This window comes from Rhodococcus sp. Z13 (assembly GCF_025837095.1).
Lineage (GTDB): Bacteria > Actinomycetota > Actinomycetes > Mycobacteriales > Mycobacteriaceae > Rhodococcus > Rhodococcus sacchari.
The window spans coordinates 890,290-915,983 of record NZ_CP107551.1 but is presented as its reverse complement, the minus strand read 5'-3'; the positions used below and the strand labels follow the sequence as shown (position 1 = coordinate 915,983).

The window sequence follows — 25,694 nt, the reverse complement described above, 5'->3', positions numbered from 1 at the left end:
TCTTTCACCGGAGAGATCCGCGTCACATAAATTGTCATCCTGAATGCAAGTTATCTATTGTCGAAGCCATGCAACTCACGCAGTTCACCGATCTCGGACTGCGGGTTGTCATGTACCTGGCCGGCAACCCGCCGGAAGGTATACCCAGCACCAGAACGGTCGCGGAGCGACTCGGCCTGTCGTACGCACATACGGCCAAGGTCGTCGCCCGCCTCGGAGAACTCGGCGTGGTCACCACCCGCCGCGGACGGGGCGGGGGGCTCTGCATCACCGAACTCGGCCGCACGGCCACCCTGGGGTGGCTCACGCGCGCGCTCGAGGGCGAGGACGAGGTCGTCGACTGCGAAGGGTCCAAACCGTGCCCGATGCGTCGCGCCTGCAACCTCCGCTCGGCGTTGCGCACGGCGCAGAACGCGTTCTACGCCGCCCTCGACGACATCACCGTCGCCGATCTGACCCGGCAGGACACCAGCCCCGTCCTGCTGAACCTCGAACCACCGCCGAGCCGCTGATCCACCTGCGGACCGACGGTGAACCAGCCCACTTCGACCCACGAGGAAACACCATGCCGCTCTCACCCGAATCCAAGGAAGTCATCGCCGCGACCCTGCCGGCGGTCGGAGCAGCCATCGGCGACATCACCACCCTCTTCTACCGGAAGATGTTCGGCGCCCACCCGGAGCTCGAGCGCGACCTGTTCAACCGCGGCAACCAGAAACAGGGCGAGCAGCAGAAAGCCCTCGCCGGATCCATCGCCGCCTTCGCGACGCTCCAGCTCGATCCCGACCCGGCCCGCGTCGAGACCATCCTCTCCCGCGTCGCCCACAAGCACGCCTCGCTGGGTGTCAAGGCCGACGAGTACTGGATCGTCCACAAGCACCTTTTCGAGGCGATCGTCGAAATCCTCGGTGAAGCAGTCACTCCCGAGGTTTCCAAGGCATGGGACGAGCTGTACTGGCTCATGGCGAACACCCTCATCTCGATGGAGTCCGATCTGTACAAGGCGGCCGGTGTCGAGCCGGGCGACGTGTGGCGCACCGTCCGCGTCGCCGAGCGCACCCACCAGTCCGCCGACACCGTCTCGTTCGTCCTGACCTCGCTCGACGGCAGCCCGCTGCCCACCTTCCGTCCCGGCCAGTACCTGTCGGTGGGCGTGAAGCTTCCCGACGGCGCCCGCCAGATCCGCCAGTACAGCCTGTCGAGCGCCCCCACGAAGGGCGACTGGCGCATCACCGTCAAGCGCGTCCGCGAGACCACCGGCCCCGACGGCACCGTCATCCCGGCCGGTGAGGTCTCGAACTTCCTGTACGCCAACCTCTTCGAGGGCGACGAACTGCAGGTCACCACGCCCTTCGGCGATCTCGTCCTCACCGACGGCGAGGCTCCGATCCTGCTGGCCTCGGCCGGGATCGGCTGCACCCCGATGATCGGTATCCTCGATCATCTCGCGGGCGCCGGCGACGACCGTCCGGTCTCCGTCGTCCACGCGGACCGCTCCGTCGCCGACCACGCCCACCGCCGGGAACTCGAGACCCTCGTCGAGAAGCTCCCGCAGGCCCAGGTCTTCCGCTGGTACGAGGATCTCGGTGCACGTGAGCCGCTCGAGACCGTGCGTGTCGGCCGCGCCGACATCTCCGATCTCCCGCTGGACCCGAACACGCAGGCCTACCTGTGCGGCCCGCTGCCGTTCATGCTGTCGCTGCGCGAGGCCCTGATCGAGCGCAACGTCCCGGCCGAGAACATCCACTACGAGGTGTTCGGCCCGGACAGCTGGGCTCCCGCCGCCTCCTGATCCCCGCACCGGGTGGTGCTCCCGCGGGTCCGCGGGGGTACCACCCGTTCGGCGGTTAGGCTGCAGCCATGGACACCGCCGTGGACGACCGCACCCCGGCACGGTCCCGGTACGGAAACCTCCTCGCCCTGCTCGGGGTTCTGGTGGCGGGACTCGTCGTTGCGTTGCTCCCGGCCTCCCCCGACCCGCTCGACGTCGACGCGCCGCCCGAGCTGTTCAGCGCCGGCCGCGCAGCCGAGCACATCGACACGATCGCGGGCTCTCCCCGCGTACCGGGCTCACCCGCCCACACCGCCGCCCGCGACCGGCTGATCTCCGCCCTCGACGCACTCGGCTGGGACACCGGGATCGAATCCGGTGTCGGCTGGGCGGCGTGGCCGCAGGAACCCACCCAGCGCGGCGGACGGGTCCACAACGTCGTCGCCGTCCGGCCCGGCACCGACCCCACCGGCACCGTCGTCCTCGCCGCCCACTACGACACCGTGCGCGGCTCCCCCGGCGCCGCCGACGACGGTCTCGGGGTGGGTGTGGTCCTCGAGGTCGCGCGGGCCATCGACGCTGGTCCCCCACCCCGCAACGACGTGCTCGTCCTGCTCACCGACGGCGAGGAGAGCGGACTGCTCGGCGCCCAGCTGTTCGCCGCGTCCGATCGTCCGCGGGACGGCCCCGTCGTCGTGCTCAACCACGAGGCGCGCGGCAATTCCGGTGTCCCCACCACCTTCCGCACGACCTCCCCCGACGGCGCACTCGTCGACACGCTCGCGCGGTCGCCGGGCGCGAACGCCGATTCGCTGACCGAGTCGGTCTTCGAACTGCTGCCCAACGACACCGACTTCCGGCGATTCGACGAAGCCGGTTTCCACGCCTACGACACCGCGATCTCCTCCGGCGCCGCGTACTATCACAGCCCCCTCGACACTCCCGATCGGCTCGATCGGAAGTCGTTGCAGCACATGGGGGAAACCACCCTCGTGACCGCACGCGATCTCGCCGGTGCGGACCTCACCACACTCGACGACGCGGGGAACGAGGTCGTCACCACCGCGCCGTGGGGCCTGCTCCACGCTCCCCGCTGGGTCGAGATCGCCGGGGCGGTCCTGCTCGCCGCGATGGTCGCGGGCACGTGTGTGCTGCGGATACGCCGGGGTGAGGCGTCCCCGGCCGGCATCGGTGTCGCCGTCGGCGTGTCGCTCCTGGCCGCGCTGGGGGCCGCGGCCGCCGCGTGGCTGCCCTGGTGGATCGTGCAGACCCTCGCGCCCGGTACGGCCGCGCCCGTCGTCGACGAGCCGTACCACCCGAGCCTGTTCCGGCTCGCCGCCGTGGCCGCCGCCGTGGGGGTGCTCGTCACGGTGCGGGCGTGGTGGGTCCGGGGGCGACGGCCCGGATCGTTCACCTGCGGGGCGTTCGTCCTCGTCGCCCTCCTCGCCCTGGCGGGCGTTCCGTTCACCGGGGTCGCGGCGACGATCCTCGTCACCGTCCTGCCGACGGTGCTCGGGGTGCTCGCCGGGCTGCTGCTGCGCGGGGACGGGCCGGGACGTCTCCTCGCGACGACGCTCGGCGCCCTGGTGTCCGCGGTCTTCGCCGTGCCCGCGGTGTTCGTCACGTTCGATGCCGGGCTGCTGTACGGGGCGCCGCTGGCGGGTCTGTTCACCGGACTCGTCCTCGTCGCCGTGCTGCCCCTGTGCGAGCCGCTGCGGCCGGGCCGGCACGGAGCCCGCGTGTCCGCCGTCGCGGCTCTGGTGGTGGTGCTGGTGTGCACGCTGGTCGCCGGTCATCTCAACCGCGACGGCGCCACCGACCCCCGGCAGGAGTACCTGTGGTACTCCCTCGACGCCGACAGCGGCGTCGCGACGTGGGCCTCCCCCGACGGTCCGCGCTCGGAGTGGAGCCGCGCCCTGCTCCCCGACGGCCCGACACCACTGCCCGACGGGTTCCCGTGGCGCCCCGACACTGCGATGCACCATGGACCGGCACCCGTCGCCGATCTCGAGGCCCCACGCGTCGAGGTGCTGTCGGACGAGACCGGCGGCAGCACCCGTGCGTTGCGGCTGCGTCTGATCCCAGCCGGGGACTCCCAGCTGATCGGCCTGTGGGTGAACGGCGACACCGCCCGCGTGCACGGCGCGACCGTCGAGGGCGTCCGCGCCGAGCCGTCCGAACGGTTCGGCTTCCTGTTCTGGGCGCCGGGACCGGAGGGGGTCGAGGTGGATCTCACGCTGGGCATGCGCGACCGCGAACTCGAACTGCGCGTCGCCGATCTGAGCGACGACCCGAGCGTGGTCCCCGGCTACGAACCGCCCACCGATCGGGTGGTGCTCCAGCCGACGGTGGCGGTGACGCGATCGCTGCGGCTGTAGCTCGCTACTCCCACTCGTGGACGGGCGCGCCGGAGGTCATGTTCCGCACGTAGTCGCGCAGCATCCCGACGAGGGCCGTGCGGCGGTCCTCCCCCGCCGCCTCGCGACGCGCCACCTGCGCACGTTGCCAGGCCGCGCCGGTCTGCCGGTTCAGGGCACGTCCCTCGATGATGCCGAGATAGCGTTCGCGGACGGTCGACGACAGGCCGTAGGTCTCGAGACCCCGGTGCGCGAGCGGCAGCAGGCACCGCAGCACGAGTTCGTCGGCGCCGACCCAGCCGACGCGCGGCCAGTACAGTTTCGCGTCCAGCCCGAACTTCGCGCCGAGGACGAGGTTCTTCTCCGCGGCGTCGAAACTCAGGTCGCGCCAGAGCGGTTCGTCGGCATCGACGAGGGCCCGCAGCGTCCCGTAGTAGAAGGCCGCGTTGGCCATGATGTCGAGGACGGTCGGTCCGGCCGGGAGCACCCGGTTCTCGATCCGCAGATGCGCGCTGCCGTCGCTGATGTCGTAGACGGGACGGTTCCACCGATAGATGGTGCCGTTGTGCATCTGCAGTTCGCGGAGTTCGGGGATCCGGCCGGCGTCGAGCTCGGCCATCGGATCGGCGGCGGAGACCTCCGGCAGGAGCGCGGTGAAGTAGCGGGAGTTCTCCTCGAACAGGTCGAGGGGTGAGTCGATCCAGCGTTCCCCGAACCACACCCGGGGCCGCACCCCCTGGTTCTTCAGCTCGAGCGGTCGCGTGTCGGTGGCCTGCGCGAACAACGGGATGCGGCTCTCGTGCCACAGCGCCTTGCCCGCGAGGAAGGGCGAGTTGGCGGCGAGGGCGACCTGCACCCCGGAGATGCACTGCGCGGCGTTCCAGTGCTTGGCGAAGTCCTCCGGGGCGATCCGCAGGTGCAGCTGCAGCGACGTGCACGCAGCCTCCGGCACCACCGAATTCATGTCCGCGCGAAGGGTTTCCACCACATCGGTGCCTGGCAACGGCACACCGTCGAGGTCGAGTTCGATGTCCTCGCCGCGGGCGGCGAAGATCTGTTCGTTGAGGGCCTCGTAGCGGGGATTCGCGGTGATGCGGGTGAGCTCGAGGTCGCCGAGTTCGAGGGTGGGCAGCATCCCCACCATCACCAGCTGCGCGTCGTGCCGGTGCATCCGTTCGTCGGCGCGCCGCAGGGACGACCGCAGCGACTCCTCGAGTTCGAGGGGTTCGTCGCCGGTGAGGCGACGAGGCTCGACGTTCATCTCGACGTTGAACTGGCCGAGTTCGGTCTGGAACACGGCGTGGTCGTCGATCGCCTGGAGCACCTCGAGATTGGACATCGCCGGGGCCATGTCGTCCCGGACGAGGTTGAACTCGATCTCCATACCGAGATGCGGATCGGGTGAGGAGTGCACATCGACGAAGACGTCCTCGCGGAGCATCCGCTCGAGCGCCTTCATGCAGTCGCGAACCTTGCTCCGGAACACCCGCCGGTCTTCCCGGGTGAACGAACGAGCAGAGATCTCGGTACCCAATGAACCCCCCGGGGTCGGCCGCAGGCTGTGGAGTTCAGCCTAGCGCGCAGCGACTGTTGCGGGGGTGCGACGGAAACCGTCAGACGGCGCTGTAACCGCCCCAGGTGGGCACGACGCCGCGATCCTTCAGCCAGGCGTTGGGATTGATCTTGGTGCCGGCGGTGTCCCAGACCTCGAAGTGCAGGTGCGGGCCGGTGGACCAGCCCTCGTTGCCGACGGTGGCGATCTGCTCACCCGCGGACACCCGCTGGCCGGCGGAGACCTGGTAGGTGCTCACGTGACCGTAGACGGAGGTGGTGCCGTCGTCGTTGAGGACGCGGACCCACTGACCGAAGCCGGAGGCCGCACCGGCCTCGAGGACCGTGCCGTCGGCCGCGGACAGGATCGGGGTGCCGAGCGGAGCGGCGATGTCGATGCCGCCGTGGTGCGAGCCCCAGCGCGGGCCCCAGTCGGAGGTCAGGGTGCCGGAGACGGGCTGGACGGCGGTGGGACGGGCCGGGTTGATCCGGCCGAGCCAGCCGGTGGCGCCGGAGAACTGCTCGACGAGCGCCTCGACCTCGGCGGGGAGTGCGGGCGCGCCCTCCTCGATCGGGGCGGTGATACCCGGGATGGCCGGGATCTCGACGCCCTCGGGGAGCAGGCCCGCGGGAAGCTCGAACGGAAGGGTACCGGTGGGGGCGGCCTCGCCCTGGACCTCGTGGCCGGGATGGGCAGCGGCGGTGCCGGCGCTGATCTGCGCGCCGACGGCGAAGAAGGCGCCCGTGGCGGCCGCGACGGTGGCGGCCTTGACCGGAGCGGAGGTGCCGGTGGGTTCCACGCGGTGGCGGCCCTTACCCGACGAAGGCACACGGATCGTGTCGACGTCGAATGCTGCATCTTCGCGCGTGCGGTAGTGCCGTCCCACAGTGTGTCCCTTGTTTCGTCCCGACTTCGGCCGGGTACTCGACCCGGCCGCTCCTGGCGACCCAAGGTAACAAAACGATATAGAAGATGACCAGTGTTACCCTTCCTTGATCCCGGAGTGTGGGAAACTCCAGGTTCCCGTTCCACTTCGTGGACCTCACCGAGACCATCCCTCGTCACGGCGACGCACTCGAGCCCCGACGATCCGCGGCGGCTACACTCACAGCGCGTCACGATGCGGTTCGCCGGGTCGCGCACGCCCTCGTAGCTCAGGGGATAGAGCACCGCTCTCCTAAAGCGGGTGTCGCAGGTTCGAATCCTGCCGGGGGCACAACATCTCCGCTGGTCAGAGCCGGTTTCCGGCTCTGACCGTAGAGCACGTGCACAATCCGTGCAGAATCGTCTGACGTGGAGCCGATGCAGAACGGCCCCGGATCGGGCTTGCCTCCCGATTCCAGGGCCTCGGCCCAACGGAGATGCTTCCGATGAACCGTCAGACCATCGTAGAGCGCGCACCGTACGCGCTCGTTCCCCTTCTCGGCTTCGCCCTTGCCTACGGGCTGCCCATGCTCGGCCTTCGCTTCGCTATCGAGCACGGCTGGTACGTCGCAGCAGCGGCCGCCGTGGCGTTCCTCCCCGGCCGTGGCCGTCTCACCGCCTTCGACGTCCTCGACCAGCTCGCTCCGGAGCAGATCACCGAGTCGGAGTTCCGCGACCACTGCGGCCTGATGATCGACGAACTCGAACGGGCCGCAATCGCGTCCGGTCGCGGCCGTGAGCAGTGGCGCACGGTGCCCTTGTGGACCGAGAGCGACGTCGAGCGGATCCGCCGCGGGATCTTGGCGGAACGCGCCGAACTCGCCGAACTCGAGAACCGCGGCGAGGAGCCCCTCGGCGACGAAGTCACGGTGACGACCGTGACCGCCGTCGACGTCGCTCCCCGCCTCCGTGTCACCCTCGACGCGATCACGACTGAGGACGGGACCGACTACGAGCTCGCGTTCGGCACACCCGACGGGTGCGACGACTTCCCGACGCTCCATCTTCGGGAGATCCCGGCGTTGATCGATGCGCTCTCCCGCCTGTATCGCGATCACAGTGCTCCCGCCGGTCGGAAGGACACGATCGGCGGCGTCCGATGATTCAGCGCATGGATGAGCAACTGAGAATCACCGCAATCCACGAGGCAGGGCACGCCGTCGCAACGCTCATGCGCGGCGGAGGGACCCTCCGGTCGGTCACGATCACACCCGGAGACGATCACCTAGGCCTGACCCTCCACAACAGCAAGCCACTCGATCTCGGGTTCATCGCCTACGCCGGAATCTGGGCGGAAGCACGCGCCCTGTGGGGAGATCGCCCCCTCGACGACACAGACGAAGACATGCTCACCTTCGACGACTACGTCTTCGACGTCTCCCTCACGCAACCGTCTGACGCCGCCATCGTCCAGCAGACCGAAAAGGAACACCTGGCCCTGCAAGACATGGCGGGCATCCCGGCCGAGCAGAAGACGGCCCTATCGGAAATCTGGGATCGCGAACTCGAGCAGGTATGGCCTGTGATCCTCGAGGTGGCGCGACTTCTCCTCGATGGGGAGCTTGTCACCCACGACGTCGTCGAATCGCTTCTGTGGGGCTCGTGACGTGTTGAGCCGGGCCGGTCTCGTACCGGCCCGTGCTTTGCACGCCGCGGTCCGCGGCCTCTGCACGTCGTTCTCTCTCGCACCGCCCGACGTAAACCAGCGGTGCCCGGTGTTCTTGATCCCTCGAACCGGCGAGGGCGCTCTCACATCGGTGTCTGGCCAGACGAGGTGAGGGTTCAGCACAGCCACGCTCACATTCGGTGACGTGGCTACACGTGTTGGCCAGACGCGGTCATGGGATGGGTCCGTGGGAAATTTCCGGGGCGGGGTCAACGACACCGGCACCCTTGGGTGCTCCGCTCGGTGGAGGAGAGTCCGCCGGTAGGCGGTCCCCTCCACTCCCTCCCAGCGTGAGCCGATGGACCAGCTCGCGCTGGTGCCGTTGCTGCGGGATACCCTGCACGACATGGGTGCAACGGGAAACACGGACAAGCTCCGCTGCAAGTACTGCAACGGCCCTGTGGGCTACGAGATCAGGGATGAAGAGGCGTCTGGGGTGAGCGGTCCTGTGCGACAGGATGTTTACTTCCACTGCGCCAATTCCTGTGAGACATCGCGACTGGTCGGTGACTGCGGGCACTCGCCGAGGCGGATCTCGTAGCGCGGCGCGAGAGCCTCGCGAATCTTCTCGAAACCCTCGCGAACGCGCTGGGGAACTCGTGAGGTCACATCAGTGATCCGACCGTCTGCGCCACGATGCCGGCGCCGATCAGCGCAGCCCCTTTCCAGGTGAGTCGAGCATCGCGGGTGCCTTTCCGGTCGAGTTCATCGGCCAGAGCGGCAAGCCTGCCGTCGAGATCCCGCTGTGTTCGACGCTCGAGCTCTACAATTGTCCGCCGCAACTCCGCGACAGCTCGCTTCTGATCTTCAAGCTCGCGAGACATCCGATCGGTTTCGGACTCATCGGGCATGCGGAAGGTGACGGTACCGGCGCCTGCCAACTCCAACGAGATCGGGACCGTGACGTGTTCGGTGTGCACAAATTCGGTTCTGCGTAGTCTGCGGAGTATGCCGCCGAGTTGCCGGCGCACATCATCCCGAATGCTGATGACAGCCCGCACCTGATGAAAAGTCACCGCCAATCCGCCGCATTGAAGAAATGCACCGCCGACGATGAGCCCAGCTGCCCAACCATTCACGTAAGGCATCACATCACGGACTGGGCCGGGCGTCTCCGGCAGATCCGGGGATGAGCAACAGATGGGTTACCCGAGTCCGAGCTGTCGATTTAGCGCAGCAGCAGGACGGCTCCGGCATGCGACACGAGGCCGGTTCCGGTGGCCGATGCGGACACGCGTGGGTAGGGGGACGTAGACTTGCTCACCGGAATGGTGCTCCTCGAACTGGGACTGATTCAACCTTCGCAAGTCGAATTATCCCAGCTCAGGGCACCATTCTTCGTATTCGACACGGGTGTCCGCTCGATCAGCACGAAAGCCCGAGGCTAGGTATATCTTTCGTCGCATTGCATGGTGCTCCCGAATCAGGGTCAGCGCTCCGCCAGGCCAGCTGTTCACCTCGGCGTACGCATAGCGAGCGGTGAACCAGGCATCCAGTCGAGCGCGGTCCGTATCTCCGGGCCAATCACTAGGCGTGAACACCCGAAGCTTTCCGGGGATCGCCGAGCCAGGCTCGTGGGTGCGGCGTCTCACGCAGTCCCTCGGATCCCGTACACGCCCCGCGGGGCCCGCACCGTGGTGTCCTCGGTGGGGATGTTCAGGGTGGCGAGGAGCCGGGCGAGCGTGATCCGCTGCTGGCGGAGCTCCACGATCGCCGGATGCACCCTTCTTCCCTGGGAGGAGTCCGCGAGCGGGCCCTCCTCGCCGGCGACCTTGTGCAGCGTGTCGAGCAGATCCACCGTCCGTACCGCTTCTCGAAGGATCTGAAGCTCGTGTTCGGTGAGTTCGTACTCGGCGACGATCGCCGACCACCCGAGTTGGCTCATTTCGTTAGTGCGTGATTTCGGTACCTGAAATCCGATCGAGCAGCACCTGCATATCGGCCTCGACCTGCGGCGGGAACGTGTGTCGGGTGCCGTTGATCGCGATGGTCGCCGACCGCAGCGGCCGCAACAGCTTGACGACCTTGCCGATCGCGAGATCGCTGCGTTCCTGCACCACCCGGGAGACCGCCAATGCCGCGAACACCACCGTCAGGTGCGCCTCGATCGCATCGCGGGTGCGGTGGAAGATCGGCCGGGCCCGCAGATCGGTCTTCGACATCCGGAACGACTGCTCGACATGCCACAACTCGTGATATTTACCGATGATTTCGCTCGGATCCATCAGGGAGACAGGAAGGTTGGTGACATAGCCTTTCAGGCCGACGAGCATCCTGGCGCGTTCGAGCGAGGCAGTGTCCAGCCGCCGGCCTTTCGCAGTCGTCTTCACGAATCGCGTCGACTTCGGTGCGGTGTCCCCGTCGACCACGGCCCGGGCGCGGGCTTCTTGTGCGTTGAGTGTTTTCTCGTCCCGGGCGGCGCGGCTGCGGGAGTACTGCCAGATCGCCCGCCACGCATTCGGATGGTCCGTCTCGTTCCAGACGGGCTCGGCTCGTCGCCGGCGGTTGTTGACCACGGAGCGGCCGTGCCGTGGCGTGATCGTGTCGATGATCTGCCCATCGGTGAAAACATTGCCGTTCCAATGAAAGTGGGAGGCGAGATCACCAGGCGCTTTCGTGGCGCGGGAGCCGACGATGAACTTCAGCCCCGCCTCGTCCAGCGCTGCGAGATTGGACGCGGACAGCATTCCGGCGTCCGCGGCGACGACCATCTCGACCCCGTCGAGGTCATGGCGGGCCTGGAACTGCCGCACGATCGGGACGATGGTGCGGGTTTCGGCGGAGTTGCCTTCGTAGCAGCCGATCTCGAGCGGGAAACCGGTGCGGTCCACCAGCAGCCCGACGACGATCTGCGGGTCGACCCGGCGTTCCTTCGAGTACCCGACTTTGCGCAGGTCATCTTCCTTTTCGGCCTCGAAGTACAAGGTCGTCACGTCGTACAACAACAGGCTCAGACCGCCGGATTCGGCGGCATGGGCGAAGCATTGCTCGGCGATCTTGCCTCGATACTCACGGTCGACGATCTGCTTCAGGTGGCGTTTGATCGTCGCGTAGCTCGGTGGATCCGTCCCGAGGTCCTGTAGGACCCGACCGGCGTCGAGTTTCGAGCCGGGTTCGACGATCCGGGCGATCACCAGGTCCCGGAACACCGTGTCGCCGAGGATGCCGAACCCAAGCTGGTCGTAGACGTCGACCAAGACCTGGCGCAGCAGCACCGACCCGGTCGATTCCGTCCGTCCCGGCGTATCCACCTGCACGGGTCCGGGTGTGGGCTCGAACAGGGTGCTCTGCCCGCCGGCCAGGGGCTTTTCGACCGGGACCTGCCGGGTGACGCCGAGGTCGAGGACTTGCTGGTCGGGTTCGAGCCAGGCCCGGGCGCGCTCGAGCAGCATGCCGAGTTCGACGTCGGTATGCGCGGAACCGATGTGCTTGACGATCTCCTGCCGACCGCCCACATAGCGGGCGATCTGCACGGCCGTGGCCCCGGACTTGGTGCGCACCTTCCTGACAAACACCACTTGCCGAGCCTAGAACCAGCGCCGTTAGTGCGTGAAATCAGGCCGATCCCGACGAAAACCAGCAGGTCACAGACGTGAGCTGTCGATCATCCCGAAAACATGAGCCAACTCGGGTCTGAAGCTCGTGTTCGGTGAGTTCGTACTCGGCGACGATCGCCGACCACAACCGGCGCCCAGCGGTACGCGTCCCTGGGGGTGGTTTGGGGGTCATTCGGTCCTCCGAAGGGTCGATAGTTTGGGGAGACGGGGAGGGATCGGCCCTATGCCGCTGGTGGGCCGTCCGGTGGGGGTGGGGGTCCCTCCCCCACCCCTTGGGGCCGGTGGCCTCTGGTGAGACCACCGGCCTGTCGTCAGTCGGGCTGCTGGTCCGGCGCGTGCCGGCCGGTGAGCATCCGGGCGTGGTTGAGGGTGACCCCGATCGCGGTCCACCCGCATCGACACCGCAGGTGGAACTGGTCCTTGCGGGGCAGGTGGACCACGGTGATCGGATGTTCGTCGGTACCGACAATCCCGAGCCGCTGCGGGTAGGGGCTGCCGACCATGTACAACCACATGTCAGCGGCGTTGCTGGCTCTGTTTCTCCGCTTCCTCGGCGGCGCGCCGGAGGGCGTACTCGCGGCGCTGGTGGCGTAGGTTCTCCACGGCGCGGCGGCGGATCTCCCAGGGCTCGCCGCTGGTGTAGTCGAAGTGGTGATCGATCGGCATGGGTCAGTCCTCCATGAGTGCGTCGACGAGGTTGGTGACGACCGCGCGAGCGTGGACGAGCGTCGAGTTGTCCCGGCCCATCGCATGGTGGCGGAGCGCGGGAACGACGTCGACCGCCCAGGTCTGAGCGTTGGCGAAGTACGTGCGGCCGCGGAGCCAGTCGTAGACAGCACGGTCGGCGATCGCCTGTTCGAGCACCGCAACGAAGTCGGCGGCGGCCTTGGCGACGCGGTCCCGATCCTTGTCGTTGGGGCCGGTGATGGACAGCAGCGCGGCGTCGCGGGCTTCGTCGAGGTCGTCGCGGATCGCTTTCACGGCGGCGCGGTGGGCGTCGGCGGCGCGGACGGACTCGTCGCGGTCGGCGGCGAGCTTCGCGGCGGCGGTGGCGGGTGGGATCTTCTTCCCGGCTCGTGCCGCGGCCGCCGCGGCTGCGGCGTCGGCCTGGCGTGCCTCGTCGTCGCGCTCGGGCTGGGCGAGGCGGTCGCGTTCGCGTTCGGCGTCGCGGACCCGTGCCTGGGCGGCGTCGTATTCGGCGAGGAGCTTGGCGAGGTCGGCGGGCAGGGCCTCGAGTGGAGGCCGTCCGGCGGGGTTGTAGCGGTCGTTGCCGTTGTGGCCGGTGTATCTCATGCGTGGGTGTCCTTCGTGTCGTGGTCGGGTTGATCGGGCCAGGCCAGTTCGAGCACGTGGTGGATCTCGTCGTCGGTGGCCAGAGCCAGCCACTCGGCGACCTGTTCGAGAGTCGGGGGGTTCACTGGTGTCGGCTCCTCGCGTACTGCTCGGCGACGGTGCGGTCGATGACCCATCGGCCGGCTTCGAGTCGCCCGAGTTCGGTGGCGATCCGTTGCGCGTTCCGGCGGCTGCACCCGAGCAGTCGGGCGAGTTCGCCGGTGCCGATGACGTCACCTCGAGGTTCACCGAATCCTGGTGTCGTCGTCGGGTGCTGTCCGGGCGCGGACAGCAGTCCTGCGAGAAGGCCGACCTCCCGCGGTATGGGCATGCCGCGGCGTCGGCGGGCGCCGATCGCCACGCTCAGCGCCCACCGGACGGTGCCGATCGCGTCGCCGGTCAGCACGAGAGCGTCCTCGAGGTGCTGAACCGGCGGAACCTGCTGTGCGGGGACCTGTCCCGCGGTCCGGGTGTTCACGGGCGCCTCCGGAGGCCGCGGCGGGCGCGTTCGGCCTCGAGGTCGGCCAGCAGCAGGCATCCGCCGGTTCGGGAGAGCCGTTCGACGAGCTGGTGGACGTTGTTGCGGCGCAGCAGCGACGTCGGGAGCGCGGCGAGGTCGATGGTGGTTTTCACGCGGAGAGCTCCTTCGGGCTCCGGCCTGTGGGCCGGGAAGTGTTGCGTACGGTTGCGGCCCACACCCCGTGGGCGTGGCGGCCGGCCTCGTCCGCGACGACGCGGCAGGCGGTGAGCACGGGACAGCTCGTGCAGATCGCCACGGCCGCGGCGTGCCGAGCCGTGCGTTCTGCGGGGGTTTCGTGGACGCCGTCGAGTTCGGCGTCGAACAACTCGTGTCGGCCGACGCAGGCCGCCCCGGCGAGGCGACCGTCGATCATCTCGGCGAAGACCGCCGGGACACGGGGACGCGGACCCCGCGGGCCGCGCTGGGCGGTCACAGCACCCATTCCGGGGCCTCCTCGTTGTCCCACCACTCGGCATCGGAGTCCGTGATGGAGACGGTGGCGCAGTAGGCCTCGTGCTGGGGCCAGCCCGGCGCGGTCCCAGCGCACGTGCATTCGCGGCGTCGACGCATCGTTTCCCTTCCGCGGAAGAAGTGACGTTGTTCGTTGTCCAGATCCACCCCGTCCACCCCTAAAGGGGTGGGGGGTGGACTGGACAACGAGGCGGACGTGGACAAGCGGTGGACAAGGTGGACTTTCACCGCTGACTCCGGAGTCGGTAGAACCGGCGTGACCTGGTGCCCTCGTCGACGAGTTCGCCGGATTCGAGCAGGTCATTGAGGCCGCGAGTGAACGAACCGTAGGAGATTCCGGCTTCCTCGGCGACCTTCTGGAGTTCGGTGCGGGATGCCCCTGTTGTCCGGAAGTGGGTGGACATGATGGACAAGATCCGGTCCGCGCGATCGCTGTTGTCCACCCCGCGGTGGACAACGACGATCGCCGATCCGGTGTCGTCCACCGCAGAGAGGCGGAGGCGGTGACGGTCCTCCACGGGGCCGTCCTTGCGTTTTTCCCGCGTGAGGTCGATCGTGGCGCCGTCCACCACGGTCTGATAGACCGTGTCGACGCCGGCCTCGAGCGCGGAGGATCCGCGGGCGGTCCGGCCGTCTTTTCCGGCGTGGTGGACCGCGAGGATCACTCCGCGACCGTCCGGCGTCGCCTGACGAAGCGTGTTCAGGTTGTCGACGGCGATCCCGACGTCCTTCGCGGAGTTCTCGTCGGCGCCGACCATGCACCGGGCGAGCGTGTCGATCACGACCATGCCGTACTGGTGTTCACGGATCAGTCCGGCGAGTTCGTGCACCGCCGGCCACCGGGTGAGGTTCACCGGGACCGGGAGAACGTCGAGGTCTCCGTCCTCGAGATCGACCTTCCATCCGCGTTCCCACGCCAGGACGCGGCCTTTGAGCCCGAAGGCGCCTTCGGCGGCGACGTACAGCACCCGTTGGCGGGTTGTCGCGAGTCCCTGCCAGCGACGGCCGGAGGCGACGGACGCGGCCCAGTCCAGCGCGATGAACGACTTTCCGGAACCCCACTTCCCGTACAGCAGCGCGGTGGTGCCACGGTCGAGCACACCGTCGATCAGCGGTTCGGGGTCGGGCATCGCTGCGAGAGCGGACCGGCGGAGCACCTGGTCACGAAGAGGCCGGCGCGCCGGACCACCACTGTCCTCGACGGACTCCGGCGGCGGAACATCGACGTACGGGACACCCTCCGAGGGAAGACGGTTCGGGAGGAGGCCGTCCTGGTCGAGCCACGCGGCCTCGGGATAGTCGCGGCCGATCACTGCTGCATCACCCTCCCAGCGATGGTGGCTGCGCGGCGGCGATCAGCGCCGCCCCGCCGCCACAGGGCTCGCAGCGCGTCCACCGGCATGATCGGTGTCAGACCAGCACTGAGGAGATGTGCTGCGGCCGCGGCGAGAGCGTCGGCTCGACGCTCGGTAATGCCCGGTTCGCTACAGCGGTGCCGCCACGGATCCACACAGCCACACTCGAGGGGCGGAAGTCGCCGGGCTGCTGAATGACGTCGTCCGAGTTGGGCTTTGACGCTGTTACCGTGGGAGTCAGTGAGCGAGCTGTAGTCAGCAGGTTCGGGAGCCGCCCCGAGGCCCGCGGGGCGGCTTTCGTATGCGCTCACTCGGCACCGCCTCCGAGTTCGGCGGCCATGACCGCGAGGTCAGCGTCGAGTCGGATGAGTAGATCCGCATAGAGGTCTCTCTGCACCTGGAGCGCGACCCCAGGATCGGATGAGAGATACCGGTTGAACTCGGCCTGACGGGGATCAGGCTCGCGAAAACCACCTGCCGAATGAGAGTGCGTCATTTCACACCCCCAGCCTGAGCAGTAGCCATCGGCCGCATCATCGCCTCGATCTCATTGAGATCGACGCGGATCATCCGCGGACCGAATCGATACCCGGTGATTCGCCCAGCTGAGATGTAGCGGCGGACCGTCCTGCTAGAAACTCCGAATTCCTCCGCAGCCTGAGGAACCGAGACGAGGCGGCGGGATCCACTCTTGCCTGACACGGGAATTCTCCTCCTGAAAGAAGAACACCGAGCTACAGATAGACCTCTTTGGTCTATCTGTGCTCGGCTCCCGTTGCGGGGCTCTCGCTCATCAGAGCGAACTGGACTCGCCGTTAATCGAGACCTCCTGACGCGCCCTTTCGGCTCAGCCGCATTTCCGGCTGGTCATTCATCCTCGACTAGCTGTCGGTGTTTGGTTGTCGACTTCTGGCCACTCAAGTGGTGGTTATTTCCATTAGAACACACCTTGTTCCGGCCGTCCGCTCACGGCCAACCATGACCATCCGCTAGCTGCGAAAGCCTTTCCGCGATCTGAGCATCCCGCCCGGCCGCAGCATGTTGGTAGCGCATCGCCATGTTCGGAGTTGAGTGTCCAAGCCGAGCCATGAGCTCCTTGGTCGTCGCGCCAGCCTGTGCAGCGAGGACAGCCCCCTGGTGCCTCAGATCGTGTAGACGTAGGTCTGAGCGATCGATCCTCGTGGTTGCCTGCTCGAAGTGATAGCGGAGAGTCCACTCCCCCAGACGGTCCCCGTCCTTTGAGGTGAACAGCAGCGCGTTCTTCCCTCGACCAACGTGTTCGCTGAGATGATCGACGACCGCGGTACGGATATGGGGTGGCACTGTCACGTCTCGCACGCCAGCGTCCGATTTCGGGGGCCCAACGACGGGCTTGCGATCGACGAACACGACAGCTCTGCGGATCCGAACAACACTGCCGTCCTCGGCCACGTCACCGCGGCGCAGCTCGAGCAGCTCACCGCGGCGCAAACCGCACCAGGCAGCGAGCTTGACGAGCAGACGTAGACGCTCGGGCATCGCAAAGGCGAGGGAGTCGAGCTCGGAGATCGACAGCAGGCGGATTTCGTGAGCCCGCTCGGTTCTGCCGGCGCGGGGGATGCGGCACGGATTGCTCGAGATGAGTCCGTCGTCTACCGCGGTAGCGAAGATGGTGCGCAGCAGCGCGTAGACGCGGGCGTTTCGAGTCTTACCCGTCGATGCTTTGTTCGGTCCCGGCTTGTCCCGGAGGTCAGCGAACCATACGAGGATCCGCTCGGAGGTCACCTCGTCGAGGGGCAGCGCTCCGAGTTCTGGTTCGATGTGCTGCTCGAACATGCGCCGGTACAGGTGCCTGGTGGACTCCTTCAAATGGCGGTGAGTGATCCAGCGGTCCGCGTACTCCCCCAGGGTGAGCTTCAGTGCGGCCTGCTCGTCGGCACGGTCACGCTCGGTGGGTGGAGTCCAGGCGTCGAGGTCGATCAGGCGACGTTCTGCGTTCAACCAGGCAATTGCATCGTCCTCGGCGGCAAACGTTCGCGGGGCCTTGTAGATCAGTCCGTCCGGGGCGGTGTACTTCGCCTGCCAGCGGCCGGAGGGCAGCTTGCGGAGACCCCCGAACGATCGCTTCTTCCGACGCGCCATATCACCCCTCGTGCAAAATACGTGCAGAACAGAAGTAATCCTATGACACGTTGCGCCCACTTCTGTCCGCATGTAGATTCACGTACGACCAGCAAGATTGGTATAAATCCGCTGGTTAACGATCACAGAAGATCGGCTTTCACGACAGGTTCGAATCCTGCCGGGGGCACACTCTCGAACTCTGGGTGTTCCCGACTGCGGCCGGCCGCAGTCGGGAACACCGAGAGTTCATCCGGATCCCACCCTCGGTCCAGCGGCGAGACGCGGATGAGATTGCCGTCGGGATCGGCCACCACGAACGTCCGCCCGAAGACCTCGTCGTGCGGCTTCTCCACCACCGTCACGCCCTTGTGTTCCCACTGCTCGAACAGCGCGTCGACGGCGTCGGCCGAGCCGGGGAGCATGAGCCCGACCTCTGAGAAGCGCGGCGCGTCCGGGGTCACCGTCTCCGCCCGCCCCGACCACAGGGCGAACAGCATCCCCGGCGCCACCTCGAAGGACACGTAGCGGGGCGTCACCATCTCCGGCGACATGCCGAACAGGTCGCTGTAGAAGCGGGTCGCACGGTCCACGTCGGTCACGTAGACCAGGAACAGATTCGGGGTCGATTTCGGGGCCGATGCGGCCATCGCTCTCTCCTCCACGGTGGTCTCCCACGAGAATCCGGACGGGACTCCTCCACCCTGGCACCGACCACCGACAATCCCCCTAGGGTGGAGGCGTGTTCGACGCCCACCTCCACATCGTCGATCCGCGTTTCCCGCTGATCGAGAACCGTGGCTACCTGCCCGAACCGTTCACCGTCGACGACTATCTGGCCCGGGTCCGCCATCTGGGCGTGACGGGCGGTGCGGTCGTGTCGGGTTCGTTCCAGGGCTTCGACACCGCCTGTCTGGTCGACGCGCTGCGCCGGCTCGGCCCGGGTTTCGTCGGTGTCGTGCAGTTGTCCCCCACCGCCTCCGACGACGAGATCCTCCGGCTCGACGCAGCCGGGGTGCGGGCGGTGCGTTTCAACCTCCGCCGCGGCGGGTCGGCGCCCCTGGCCGCTCTCGACACGCTCGCCCGCCGGGTCCACGAGGTCGCGGGCTGGCACACCGAGCTGTACGTGGACTCACGGGATCTCGAACCGCTGCACGAGCGGCTCGCGCGGCTGCCTGCGGTGTCGATCGACCACCTCGGCCTGTCCGCGGCCGGCCTGCCTGCGCTGCTGCGGCTCGTCGAATGCGGTGTGCGGGTGAAGGCCACGGGTTTCGGGCGGGTCGACTTCCCCGTGGCCGACGCACTGCGGGCGATCGCCGACGCGGACCCGGGCGCGCTGGTGTTCGGTACGGACCTGCCGTCCACGCGGGCGCCGCGCCCGTTCGCCGACACCGACGTCACTCTGGTCACGGAAGCCCTCGGCCCCGATCTCGCGGAGGGGGTGCTGTGGCGCAATGCCACGGACCTCTACCGGATCGAGACCGAAACCGCTTCTGTGACCTGGACGAATCGATAGACTCACAATCGTCATCGGTGCGCGGGACGCGCCGCAGGTACCCCTCTCTGCGGTCGGCACCCGGACATGACACACCCCATTCGAGGAGCGGCATCATGCCTGCACTGCGTATTCCCCGTCGAACCCTCGCGCTGTTAGCACCTCTGGCCGCTGCGATCATGTTCACCGGCGTCGCGACGGCCGGCCCACCACAGTCGATGGGCACCGCGATCACCGTCGGATGCCTGAACCAGGGCAGCCTCGCCTCGGCCACCGCGGTCACCGCACAGCCCGGACCGAGCAGCGAACCCAACATCCCGTCCGGGCACGTGCTGTTCTCGACCCGTGAAGCGGCGTGGCCGATTCCGGCCGCCGGCCAGGTGACCGTCGCCTGGCTCAACCGCAGCAACGGGCGTACCGGAATCGTCGATCTGACCGGCGCATACCCGAACTACGCCGCCCTGGTCGACACCGGTCCCGGCGAAGTCCTGGCGACGGTGTTCGGCTCGGTGAATCTCGGTAGCGGGCCGGTCTGCAACTCCACCCCGGCTGCGGGTGGCATCGCCGTGGGCTGACCGCCCCCGGCCGCCATCCGGCGCACGGCGGGGCGTGCGCCGGATGGCCGTGTCACCGCGGCGGATACATGATGACGGCCACGCCGACCAGGCACACGAGAGCACCGATGACATCCCAGCGATCGGGTCGGAAGCCGTCCACGATCATCGCCCAGGCCAGCGAGCCGGCGACGAACACACCGCCGTACGCGGCGAGGATCCGTCCGAAGTTCGCGTCCGGCTGCAGGGTCGCGACGAAGCCGTAGGCGCCGAGCGCGATCACTCCCAAGCCCATCCAGATCCAGCCGCGGTGTTCACGCACGCCCTGCCACACGAGCCAGGCACCACCGATCTCGAACAGCGCAGCAACGGCGAACAGCAGCAACGACTTCAGAACGGACACGGACCGGAACTCTAGCCCGTGGCCCGGTGGCCGAGTTCGATCCGGCGCACGGAGTCGTCGCGCACCAGGATGGTCACCAGCGCCCGCCGCCCCGGTGGCAGCACCCGCACCGTGACCGATCCCGAAGCGACGGAACGCAGTTCGCTCACGATCTCCTGCCGGATCCGGTCGCGCTCGGGTTCGGGCACCGTGTCCATGCCGTGGTCGTCGAGCATCACCACGTCCACGCCGCGGCCTCGCGCGTCGGCCACCGCCTCCACCACGGGTGCGGTCTGCAGGACCGGGGCACGCAGGCCGTCCCGCAGGTGCGCTTCGAGCAGGACCCCCGCGCGTCGTTCCTCGGGGCCGAGACCCTCCCCCGAGGCGATGCGTTCGAGCAGCGGCCGGGCGAGGGCGTCCAGCCGTGCGAGTTGCGCGTCGCGTTCGGCGAGCGCGGCGGCCGCAGCGGCCTCCTCGGCGCTCCGTTGCAGGGAGGTCTCGCGCAGGAGGTAGATCGACCGGGCCAGGGGTCTAAGCGTCCATGCGAAGAAGGTCGACATGAGGACGGGCGCGGCGTTGGTGATGGAGATCGCGAGTCCGTGGCCGGCGCCCTGTCCCGTGATCTGCGCCCAGCCGATCGACGTCGCGATGAGGGCGAGCACCCCGATCCAGGCCGCGAGGGTACGTCCCCGCACGCACATGAAGGTGAAGATCATCGTCGACATCCCCATCGGCCACCACAGCGCGACCCCTTCCGGTGGGGGTACGGGCAGGGCCGCGAAGACGAGCGCGCAACTCATGGCACCGACGGCGATGAGGGGGATCGTCGCGGACCACGGGAGCGGATCACCGGGGACGACGATGAGCGCGTAGGCGGCGAGACAGCACACCAGCACGGCCGGGACGAACGGCCACAGCGTCGCGGCCTCGCGGGCTCCGAACACCGCCACGATCACGCACACCACTGCGTACAGCCCGACGATCACGCGGGCGGCCGTGGTCCGCATCCCGACGAGGTCCCGGACGTCGCCGGCGGAGTACTCGGTCACGGCACCAGGCGCGCGGCAGGAAGGACACCCCGCAAATCGTCGGCGGTCGTGCCGGTGTCGGTCCAGGTGAGGGTGACGGTCGTGCCCACGTCGGGTGTGGAGGCGATGTCCGCCCAGCCGCCGGGGAGACGGTTCAGGCGCCCGCGGATGCTGGCCCGGATGCCCATGCGGTGCGGGTCGACGGCACGGGGGTCGAAGCCGCGCCCGTCGTCGCGGACGACGACGCGGATCGAGTCCGGTCCGAGGTCCACGTGCAGGGCGCGGCGGGCTCCTGGTCCGGCGTGGCGGACGCTGTTGCGTACGGCCTCGGAGAGTGCCTCCGCGATCACCCGGACGGGTTCGGGCGGATAGCCACCGGCGGCATCACCGGTCTCGACGGTGAAGTCGGTGTCCTCGTCGACGTCCGATGCCGCCGACCGCAACCGGGCCAGGACCTGCTCGACGTCGAAGCGTTCCTCGGGTTCGTCGCCGCGCCGGAGCGCGTCGAAGGTGGCGAGGGCACGCCAGGCCTGGGCCGCGAGCATCTCGTCGGCGCCGTCCCGCCCTGCGGCGAGCAGGGTGGACATCACCTGGTCGTGGACGAGCGCGTCGAACCGCTCGCGTTCGACGGTCTTCGCGCGGGCCGCGGCGGCGGCCACGACGGATTCCTGGGCGGTGGCGATGGTCGAGTCGAGGAGGTTCCCGGTGCGCAGGGCGACGATCGCGGCGACGGCGAACACACCGCAGAACATGAGCGAGAAAGCCAGCTCGGGCACGAAGTGGTAGCCGGTCGTGTCGCGCACGAGCACGAGATTGGTGGTCTGCACGACCAGGACGGAGACCGCGAGGTAGCCGAGTACGGGCCGCGGCCGCCAGGCCGCCACCGCGGCCAACCCGGCGATGCCGGGGATCATGGACTGCCAGGACGTGGTCGGCGACGACTCGCCCGTCCAGGCCGGCCACCACAGCAGCGCGGCGACGAGGAAGGCGATCGCGTTGGCGGCGGCCAGACGCGAGACCCACCGGACATCCGGCAGGAAGGTCACCGCGCCGAGCGCGAGGCCGGTGCCGAACACGGCGGTCATCGCGGTGGGCATCCACCACGAGGCGGTCAGGTGCGCCTCGGCCAGTGCGATCGGCGAGATGAAGAACAGGTAGGCGGCGTAGCCGGCCGCGACGAATCGCCCGAACATCCTCCGGATGCGGTCGGCCGCGCGAATGTCGCTGGTGGCGGGCGGATCGGATCCGGGGAGCGGGCGGGGGGTCACAGCTCGTCGATGGAGATCACACCGTCCTGCAGGGCTCGGGCGAGCAGGGCGGTCTTCGTGGTGGCGTTCCGTCCCACGCGCGCGTACTTGGAGCGGATGCGGGCGATGTGGGTGCTCACCGTCGCCGCGGTGACGTACAGGCGGGCGGCTGCCTCCGACTTGGATTCGGAGAGAAGCCAGGCACGCAGGATCTCGATCTCACGGGCGGAGAGTGCGGGCTTCTGTGCCGGGGTGCGTTCGAGCATCGAGGTCATGGCGTGTCCCTAATCGAGATGTGTGCGTACGACCGAGCCGGATCCCCGACGAACCCCGTCTCGACACCCATGAAGGTAACCACTCTTACGAGCGGGGCACAGCCCGATCTTTCCCTGCCCAAGAAACAGGGGGCACCGATAGCTCGGCTAACGATCTCGGGCCGGGACTCCCTCCCTCGCAGATCAGGACGGCCCTCCGGCGCAGATCGGGGCACCGTCGTGCCCCAACTCGATGCGCTGCACCCCGGCACCGCGCAGCAGCATCGTCACCATCGCCCCGCGGCCGGGGGGCAGCACCCGGACCGTCACCGACCCCGACCACACCGAGTCCAGCGTGTCCACGACCTCCCGGTAGACCTCCCGCCGGATCTCGTCGGGCACCGGGTCCATGGCGTGGTCGTCGAGCAGGACGACCTCCACCCCGCGCCGGCGCGCCGCGGCGGCCGCCTCCGCCACCTCGGGCGCGCCGAGCACGGGGGCACGCAGCGAGTCGCGCAGACGGGCTTCGAGCAGTTCGCACTCGATCCGCTCGTGGTCCGTGAGCGGCACCCCCGACGCGATGCGTTCGAGCAGCGGGCGGGCCTGGACGTCGAGGCGGCGCAGTTGCGCGTCGCGTTCCTCGATCGCCGCCGCGGCCGAGCGGCGATCCGCCGGATGGACTGGGCGCGCAGCAGGTAGATGGACCGGGCCAGCGGACGCAGCATGTAGGCCAGGACGGTGCCCATGAGGACCGGGCCGGCGTTGCCCAGATTGAGGGCGACGCCGTACCCGAAACCCGGGCCCGTCAGGTACGACCACGTCCCCGCCGTGATCCACATCAGGACCAGTCCCAGCCAGGCGAACGAGGTGCGCCCCCGCACGCACACGAACACGAGGATCGTCGTGGACATCCCGAAGGGCCACAGTTCGATGGGATGCGGCGCCGGGTCCGCGGGCACCACGGACAGCACCGGAACCGTCGCGAGCACGCCGGTGAACGCCAGGGCGAGGGCGGGAGCCGCGGGCAGCGGGTCGCCCTGGACCTCCACGAGCGCGAACGCCGCCACGACGCACACGACCACCGGGATCGCGAGCGGCCACGGGTGCTCGGCGTAGGGGGCACAGAACGCGGCGAGCACCGCACAGGTCACCGCGTACAGGCCGGCGAGGGCGCGCGCCGGGCCGCTGTGCATCCGCAGCAGGTCGGAGACGGTGGAGTTCGCCGAGTTCACGCAGCGGGCTCCTGCCACGACAGCATCACGCGGGTCCCCGCTCCCGGCGTGGACTCCACGACGGCGCGGCCCCCGTCCAGCTGGCGCATACGGCCGCGGATGCTGACCTCGAGACCGAGCCGGTGCGGATCCACCGCGTCCGGATCGAATCCCTTCCCGTCGTCGACCACCTGCACCGCGATGCGCCGCGGCGCGATGTCCACGTCGACGGTGCGGGTGGCGTTCGAGCCGGCGTGCCGCAGGCTGTTGCGGACCGCCTCGGCGACGGCGGCAGCGGTGACCGAGACCGGCTCGGGCGGGAACGGTGTCCCGTCGCAGTCCGGATCGACGCGGACCGTGAACGCGATGTCCTCGTCGACCTCGGTGGCCGCCGACCGCAGCCGGGCGAGGACGGTACCGGCGTCGATCCGCGTCCGGATGTCGGTGCCGGCGCGCAGTTCGTCGATCTCGTCGACGGCGCGGCGGGCCTGCTGGACCAGGGAGTCCTGCGGCGCCCGCCGGGCCGCGGCGAGCAGGGTGGACATCACCCGGTCGTGGACCAGCGCGTCGAACCGCTCACGTTCGGCGTTCCGCGCCTCGGCGGCGGCCGCCGCCGCCGCCGTGGCGTGGGTGGTGGCGATGGTGTCGTCCAGGGTCCGGCCGGTGCCGAGCGCCACCACCGCGGCGGCGAGGAAGAGGCTGCAGAAGGTGAGGGCGAACGCGAGGTCGGGGGCCAGGAAGGAGGAGAACGGTGCCTCCCGGACGACGTGGTTCGCGGACTGGGCGAGCAGCACCGCGACCAGCATGTGTACGACGGCCCACCGGGGCCGCCACGCAGCGACCGCGGCGAACGACGCGACCCCCGGGAACAGTGTGAACCACAGGGAGTCGTCCGGCGAGGCCGGCGCACCGTTCCACGCCACGAACCACAGGGCCACGACGACGGGATAGGCCAGGGCGTTCACCGCGGCGACCCGCTTGATCCGTGTGACGCTGCGGAACGACTCCAGGCCCAGCGCAGCACCCGAACCGAAGATCGCGAACACCGCGACCGGCGTCCACCAAGGCGCCGTCAGCTGTGCCTGGGCGACGATCGCGGGAACGAGCAGGACGAGATAGCAGAGGTATCCGATCGACACGAACCGCACGAACATCCGGAGGAGACGATCGGCGGCGGCGGTGCTGCGATCACGGGAGCGTCTCCTGCCCGCTCCCTCTCCCTCACCGGCGACGGACATCCGACCGTTCGGGTATCGGCAGCCATCCGTCCTCGACCGCCCGTTTGTACAGGTCCGTCTTGGTGGGGGCGGGGCGGCCCACCTCCGCGTACTTCTGGCGGATGCGCTGCAGGTAGTCGTTGACGGTCTGGGGCGCGAGGCCGGTCAGGCGCGCGACCCGGTCGAGCTTCTCCCCCGACGCGTACAGCTCGAGCACCTCGAGCTGCCGCGGGCTCAGGCCCACGTCACCGAGTTCGGGGTCTCCGTCGATGGCCGCCGCCCATTCGGTGCTGGCCACCTGCCCGCCGGCCGCGGCCACGCGGATCGCCTCGACCACCACGGCGGCCGGTTCGGACTTGCGCACCACGCCGAGTACCCCCGCCCGCGCCGCCGAGCGCAGCAGATAGGGGTTCTCGGCGCCGGTGAACACGAGCGTCTCGAGGCCGGCGGCCCGCAGCTGCTCGACGTTGCTCTTCGGTGAGGAGCCGTCCGACAGCCGCAGGTCGAGGACGGCGAGATCCAGGTCTACCTGCTGGGCGAGCAGGTCCGCCACGGTGGTGGCCGTGCAGGCGAGCTCGAGATCCGGCTGGTCGGCGAGCATCGCTGCGAAACCGAGTGCGACGGACTCGTGGTCCTCGACCAGTCCGATCCGACGGACGGCCCCCTCCGAAACGTCGGCCACGCCTGCCTCCCGATATGCC

The 25,694-nt window shown here is 68.7% G+C and carries 31 protein-coding genes and 1 tRNA gene; 9 read left to right on the top strand and 23 right to left on the bottom strand.

The annotated features are described in order from the left end of the window. Positions 1-68 precede the first annotated feature (68 nt). The 3 genes from OED52_RS04300 (at position 69) to OED52_RS04290 (ending at position 4,149) form a co-directional block, all read left to right on the top strand. The gene (locus OED52_RS04300; protein WP_264153449.1) at positions 69-512 is read left to right on the top strand and encodes an RrF2 family transcriptional regulator; all 444 of its coding nucleotides are present in this window, start codon (positions 69-71) and stop codon (positions 510-512) included. A 53-nt stretch (positions 513-565) separates the two neighbouring features. Beyond that, positions 566-1,792 carry a globin domain-containing protein gene (locus OED52_RS04295; RefSeq protein WP_264153448.1) on the top strand — a complete coding sequence of 409 codons (1,227 nt, stop codon included), beginning with the start codon at positions 566-568 and terminating at the stop codon, positions 1,790-1,792. 68 nt (positions 1,793-1,860) lie between these two features. Then, complete coding sequence (locus tag OED52_RS04290; protein WP_264153447.1) at positions 1,861-4,149, top strand: M28 family peptidase; 2,289 nt, start codon at positions 1,861-1,863, stop codon at positions 4,147-4,149. Positions 4,150-4,153: 4 nt separating this feature from the next. Here the strand turns inward: OED52_RS04290 and OED52_RS04285 are convergent, their stop codons facing one another. Both OED52_RS04285 and OED52_RS04280 read right to left on the bottom strand, forming a co-directional pair. Continuing rightward, positions 4,154-5,662, bottom strand: a complete 1,509-nt coding sequence (locus OED52_RS04285) for a glutamate-cysteine ligase family protein (protein ID WP_264153446.1) — start codon at positions 5,660-5,662, stop codon at positions 4,154-4,156. A gap of 79 nt (positions 5,663-5,741) precedes the next feature. Further along, entirely contained in the window at positions 5,742-6,566 is an 825-nt protein-coding gene (locus OED52_RS04280; protein WP_264153445.1) for a M23 family metallopeptidase, read from the bottom strand. Between the two features lie 257 nt (positions 6,567-6,823). Here OED52_RS04280 and OED52_RS04275 point away from each other — a divergent pair. From OED52_RS04275 to OED52_RS04265, 3 genes are all read left to right on the top strand, one after another. Beyond that, positions 6,824-6,896, top strand: a tRNA-Arg gene (locus tag OED52_RS04275). 154 nt (positions 6,897-7,050) lie between these two features. Then, a complete protein-coding gene (locus tag OED52_RS04270) occupies positions 7,051-7,707 on the top strand; it encodes a hypothetical protein (RefSeq protein ID WP_264153444.1) in 657 nt (218 codons plus the stop codon). 8 nt (positions 7,708-7,715) lie between these two features. Continuing rightward, on the top strand, positions 7,716-8,210 hold the full coding sequence (locus OED52_RS04265) for a M41 family metallopeptidase (protein WP_264153443.1): 495 nt from the start codon (positions 7,716-7,718) through the stop codon (positions 8,208-8,210). A gap of 665 nt (positions 8,211-8,875) precedes the next feature. Here OED52_RS04265 and OED52_RS04260 read toward each other — a convergent pair. The 14 genes from OED52_RS04260 to OED52_RS04195 all read right to left on the bottom strand — a co-directional run bounded on the left by OED52_RS04260 (position 8,876) and on the right by OED52_RS04195 (position 18,255). Further along, positions 8,876-9,286: a hypothetical protein gene (locus OED52_RS04260; protein ID WP_264153442.1), complete on the bottom strand. Its 411-nt coding sequence runs from the start codon at positions 9,284-9,286 to the stop codon at positions 8,876-8,878. 572 nt (positions 9,287-9,858) lie between these two features. Next, a complete protein-coding gene (locus tag OED52_RS04255) occupies positions 9,859-10,155 on the bottom strand; it encodes a hypothetical protein (RefSeq protein WP_264153441.1) in 297 nt (98 codons plus the stop codon). 4 nt (positions 10,156-10,159) lie between these two features. Continuing rightward, positions 10,160-11,788, bottom strand: coding sequence for an IS1634 family transposase (locus OED52_RS04250; protein ID WP_264153440.1), 1,629 nt, complete (start codon positions 11,786-11,788; stop codon positions 10,160-10,162). 350 nt (positions 11,789-12,138) lie between these two features. Next, a complete protein-coding gene (locus OED52_RS04245; RefSeq protein ID WP_264153439.1) occupies positions 12,139-12,342 on the bottom strand; it encodes a hypothetical protein in 204 nt (67 codons plus the stop codon). 1 nt (position 12,343) lies between these two features. After that, positions 12,344-12,493: a hypothetical protein gene (locus OED52_RS04240; protein ID WP_264153438.1), complete on the bottom strand. Its 150-nt coding sequence runs from the start codon at positions 12,491-12,493 to the stop codon at positions 12,344-12,346. Between the two features lie 3 nt (positions 12,494-12,496). Then, positions 12,497-13,120 (bottom strand): hypothetical protein, encoded by a 624-nt coding sequence (locus OED52_RS04235; protein WP_264153437.1) that lies wholly within the window; start codon positions 13,118-13,120, stop codon positions 12,497-12,499. Then, on the bottom strand, positions 13,117-13,245 hold the full coding sequence (locus tag OED52_RS04230; protein ID WP_264153436.1) for a hypothetical protein: 129 nt from the start codon (positions 13,243-13,245) through the stop codon (positions 13,117-13,119). Before OED52_RS04230 ends, OED52_RS04235 begins: the two co-directional genes overlap by 4 nt. Beyond that, the gene (locus OED52_RS04225; RefSeq protein ID WP_264153435.1) at positions 13,242-13,637 is read right to left on the bottom strand and encodes a hypothetical protein; all 396 of its coding nucleotides are present in this window, start codon (positions 13,635-13,637) and stop codon (positions 13,242-13,244) included. The genes OED52_RS04230 and OED52_RS04225 overlap by 4 nt, the downstream gene beginning before the upstream one ends. Beyond that, the gene (locus tag OED52_RS04220; protein WP_264153434.1) at positions 13,634-13,792 is read right to left on the bottom strand and encodes a hypothetical protein; all 159 of its coding nucleotides are present in this window, start codon (positions 13,790-13,792) and stop codon (positions 13,634-13,636) included. Before OED52_RS04220 ends, OED52_RS04225 begins: the two co-directional genes overlap by 4 nt. Further along, on the bottom strand, positions 13,789-14,121 hold the full coding sequence (locus tag OED52_RS04215) for a WhiB family transcriptional regulator (protein ID WP_264153433.1): 333 nt from the start codon (positions 14,119-14,121) through the stop codon (positions 13,789-13,791). Before OED52_RS04215 ends, OED52_RS04220 begins: the two co-directional genes overlap by 4 nt. Before the next feature lie 253 nt (positions 14,122-14,374). After that, positions 14,375-15,463 carry an AAA family ATPase gene (locus OED52_RS04210; protein ID WP_264153432.1) on the bottom strand — a complete coding sequence of 363 codons (1,089 nt, stop codon included), beginning with the start codon at positions 15,461-15,463 and terminating at the stop codon, positions 14,375-14,377. A 534-nt stretch (positions 15,464-15,997) separates the two neighbouring features. Continuing rightward, positions 15,998-16,207 carry a helix-turn-helix domain-containing protein gene (locus OED52_RS04205; protein WP_413247711.1) on the bottom strand — a complete coding sequence of 70 codons (210 nt, stop codon included), beginning with the start codon at positions 16,205-16,207 and terminating at the stop codon, positions 15,998-16,000. 264 nt (positions 16,208-16,471) lie between these two features. Continuing rightward, complete coding sequence (locus tag OED52_RS04200) at positions 16,472-17,626, bottom strand: tyrosine-type recombinase/integrase (RefSeq protein ID WP_264153431.1); 1,155 nt, start codon at positions 17,624-17,626, stop codon at positions 16,472-16,474. Between the two features lie 122 nt (positions 17,627-17,748). After that, a complete protein-coding gene (locus OED52_RS04195; protein ID WP_264153430.1) occupies positions 17,749-18,255 on the bottom strand; it encodes a VOC family protein in 507 nt (168 codons plus the stop codon). A 92-nt stretch (positions 18,256-18,347) separates the two neighbouring features. Here OED52_RS04195 and OED52_RS04190 point away from each other — a divergent pair, with 92 nt between their 5' ends. Beyond that, positions 18,348-19,121 carry an amidohydrolase family protein gene (locus OED52_RS04190; protein ID WP_264153429.1) on the top strand — a complete coding sequence of 258 codons (774 nt, stop codon included), beginning with the start codon at positions 18,348-18,350 and terminating at the stop codon, positions 19,119-19,121. 95 nt (positions 19,122-19,216) lie between these two features. Beyond that, positions 19,217-19,675, top strand: a complete 459-nt coding sequence (locus tag OED52_RS04185) for a hypothetical protein (RefSeq protein ID WP_264153428.1) — start codon at positions 19,217-19,219, stop codon at positions 19,673-19,675. Positions 19,676-19,727: 52 nt separating this feature from the next. Here OED52_RS04185 and OED52_RS04180 read toward each other — a convergent pair whose 3' ends face one another. From OED52_RS04180 to OED52_RS04160, 5 genes are all read right to left on the bottom strand, one after another. Beyond that, positions 19,728-20,057: a YnfA family protein gene (locus tag OED52_RS04180; protein WP_264153427.1), complete on the bottom strand. Its 330-nt coding sequence runs from the start codon at positions 20,055-20,057 to the stop codon at positions 19,728-19,730. A gap of 11 nt (positions 20,058-20,068) precedes the next feature. Then, positions 20,069-21,085: a hypothetical protein gene (locus OED52_RS04175; RefSeq protein ID WP_264153426.1), complete on the bottom strand. Its 1,017-nt coding sequence runs from the start codon at positions 21,083-21,085 to the stop codon at positions 20,069-20,071. Beyond that, entirely contained in the window at positions 21,082-22,332 is a 1,251-nt protein-coding gene (locus tag OED52_RS04170) for a sensor histidine kinase (RefSeq protein ID WP_264153425.1), read from the bottom strand. The genes OED52_RS04175 and OED52_RS04170 overlap by 4 nt, the downstream gene beginning before the upstream one ends. Beyond that, positions 22,329-22,586: a LuxR C-terminal-related transcriptional regulator gene (locus OED52_RS04165; protein WP_264153424.1), complete on the bottom strand. Its 258-nt coding sequence runs from the start codon at positions 22,584-22,586 to the stop codon at positions 22,329-22,331. The genes OED52_RS04170 and OED52_RS04165 overlap by 4 nt, the downstream gene beginning before the upstream one ends. Before the next feature lie 183 nt (positions 22,587-22,769). Continuing rightward, positions 22,770-23,135, bottom strand: a complete 366-nt coding sequence (locus OED52_RS04160) for a hypothetical protein (protein ID WP_264153423.1) — start codon at positions 23,133-23,135, stop codon at positions 22,770-22,772. Here OED52_RS04160 and OED52_RS04155 point away from each other — a divergent pair. Continuing rightward, complete coding sequence (locus tag OED52_RS04155) at positions 23,118-23,264, top strand: hypothetical protein (protein ID WP_264153422.1); 147 nt, start codon at positions 23,118-23,120, stop codon at positions 23,262-23,264. The genes OED52_RS04160 and OED52_RS04155 overlap by 18 nt on opposite strands. A 529-nt stretch (positions 23,265-23,793) precedes the next feature. Here OED52_RS04155 and OED52_RS04150 read toward each other — a convergent pair. Further along, positions 23,794-24,930, bottom strand: a complete 1,137-nt coding sequence (locus OED52_RS04150) for a sensor histidine kinase (protein ID WP_264153421.1) — start codon at positions 24,928-24,930, stop codon at positions 23,794-23,796. A gap of 67 nt (positions 24,931-24,997) precedes the next feature. After that, the gene (locus tag OED52_RS04145) at positions 24,998-25,675 is read right to left on the bottom strand and encodes a response regulator transcription factor (protein ID WP_264153420.1); all 678 of its coding nucleotides are present in this window, start codon (positions 25,673-25,675) and stop codon (positions 24,998-25,000) included. Between the last annotated feature and the right edge of the window lie 19 nt (positions 25,676-25,694).

Coding starts and splice junctions, on each gene's coding strand:
- OED52_RS04300 (WP_264153449.1), top strand. CDS start 69: ATGCAACTCACGCAGTTCACCGATCTCGGACTGCGGGTTGTCATGTAC.
- OED52_RS04295 (WP_264153448.1), top strand. CDS start 566: ATGCCGCTCTCACCCGAATCCAAGGAAGTCATCGCCGCGACCCTGCCG.
- OED52_RS04255 (WP_264153441.1), bottom strand. CDS start 10,155: ATGAGCCAACTCGGGTGGTCGGCGATCGTCGCCGAGTACGAACTCACC.
- OED52_RS04290 (WP_264153447.1), top strand. CDS start 1,861: ATGGACACCGCCGTGGACGACCGCACCCCGGCACGGTCCCGGTACGGA.
- OED52_RS04200 (WP_264153431.1), bottom strand. CDS start 17,626: ATGGCGCGTCGGAAGAAGCGATCGTTCGGGGGTCTCCGCAAGCTGCCC.
- OED52_RS04185 (WP_264153428.1), top strand. CDS start 19,217: ATGCCTGCACTGCGTATTCCCCGTCGAACCCTCGCGCTGTTAGCACCT.
- OED52_RS04245 (WP_264153439.1), bottom strand. CDS start 12,342: ATGTGGTTGTACATGGTCGGCAGCCCCTACCCGCAGCGGCTCGGGATT.
- OED52_RS04215 (WP_264153433.1), bottom strand. CDS start 14,121: ATGGGTGCTGTGACCGCCCAGCGCGGCCCGCGGGGTCCGCGTCCCCGT.
- OED52_RS04150 (WP_264153421.1), bottom strand. CDS start 24,930: ATGTTCGTGCGGTTCGTGTCGATCGGATACCTCTGCTATCTCGTCCTG.
- OED52_RS04195 (WP_264153430.1), bottom strand. CDS start 18,255: ATGGCCGCATCGGCCCCGAAATCGACCCCGAATCTGTTCCTGGTCTAC.
- OED52_RS04265 (WP_264153443.1), top strand. CDS start 7,716: ATGGATGAGCAACTGAGAATCACCGCAATCCACGAGGCAGGGCACGCC.
- OED52_RS04270 (WP_264153444.1), top strand. CDS start 7,051: ATGAACCGTCAGACCATCGTAGAGCGCGCACCGTACGCGCTCGTTCCC.
- OED52_RS04165 (WP_264153424.1), bottom strand. CDS start 22,586: ATGACCTCGATGCTCGAACGCACCCCGGCACAGAAGCCCGCACTCTCC.
- OED52_RS04235 (WP_264153437.1), bottom strand. CDS start 13,120: ATGAGATACACCGGCCACAACGGCAACGACCGCTACAACCCCGCCGGA.
- OED52_RS04240 (WP_264153438.1), bottom strand. CDS start 12,493: ATGCCGATCGATCACCACTTCGACTACACCAGCGGCGAGCCCTGGGAG.